The organism is Microbacterium sp. Bi128 (assembly GCF_918698205.1).
Window position 1 is genome coordinate 1 of sequence record NZ_CAKKMM010001558.1, and the last position, 1,140, is coordinate 1,140.

Here is a 1,140-nt window from a genome sequence, read left to right on the forward strand (position 1 = left end):
CCTGGGGATGCGAGAGGTCGAAGACCTCTTGCAGACGCGTACGGGCCTCTTCGCCGTCATCCGAGGAACGGATGACCTGGATGACCTCGTCGATGTCGAGGATCGCGATGAGCAGACCCTCCACCAGGTGCAGGCGCTCGCGCTTGCGGGCCAGGCGGTACTCGCTGCGGCGCGTGATGACCCGCAGACGGTGGTCGAGGTAGACGCGCAGCATCTCCCGCAGTCCCAGGGTCTGGGGCTGGCCGTCGACCAGTGCGACGTTGTTGATGCCGAAGGAGTCCTCGAGCGGAGTGAGCCGGTAGAGGTGCTCGAGCACCGCCCGCGGGTCGAAACCGGTCTTGATGCCGATGACGAGCTGCAGCCCGTGCTGCCGGTCGCTGAGGTCGGTGACATCGGCGATTCCGGTGAGCTTCTTGGACTGCACGGCGTCTTTGATCTTCTCGATCACACGCTCGGGTCCGACGAGATAGGGCAGCTCGGTGATCACGATGCCCGTGCGGCGCGGGCCGAGCGGCTCGATCGAAGCCTTCGCGCGCGTGCGGAAGGACCCGCGGCCGTGCGTGTACGCGTCCTTGATGCCGTCCAGCCCGACGATGATGCCGCCCGAGGGCAGGTCGGGGCCGGGCACGAACTCCATGAGCTCCTCGACCGTGGCATCCGGGTTCTGGAGGAGGTGCGTCGCCGCCCCGACGACCTCGATGAGGTTGTGCGGCGCCATGTTCGTGGCCATACCGACAGCGATACCGGTGGCGCCGTTGACGAGGAGGTTGGGGAACGCGGCCGGCAGCACGTCGGGCTGCTGGAACTGCCCGTCGTAGTTCGGGATGAAGTCGACGACGTCCTCGTCGAGGTTCTCGGTGAGCGCGAGCGCGGGCGGCGCCAGTCGCGCCTCGGTGTACCGCGGGGCGGCGGGGCCGTCGTCGAGCGAGCCGAAGTTGCCGTGCCCGTCGATCAGCGGCACCCGCAGCGAGAAGTGCTGCGCCAGACGCACCAGGGCGTCGTAGATCGGGGCGTCGCCGTGGGGGTGCAGCTTTCCCATGACCTCGCCGACGACGCGCGCGCTCTTGACGTGACCGCGATCGGGACGCAGACCCATTTCGGCCATCTGGTAGAGGATGCGGCGCTGAACGGGCTTCAGAC

Annotated in this window: 1 protein-coding gene; it reads right to left on the bottom strand. The window is 68.1% G+C overall.

The features are described from left to right. Window positions 1–1,140, bottom strand: a 1,140-nt coding sequence (locus LQV45_RS34530; RefSeq protein WP_290370416.1) for a DNA gyrase subunit A, incomplete at both ends; no start/stop codon positions are given.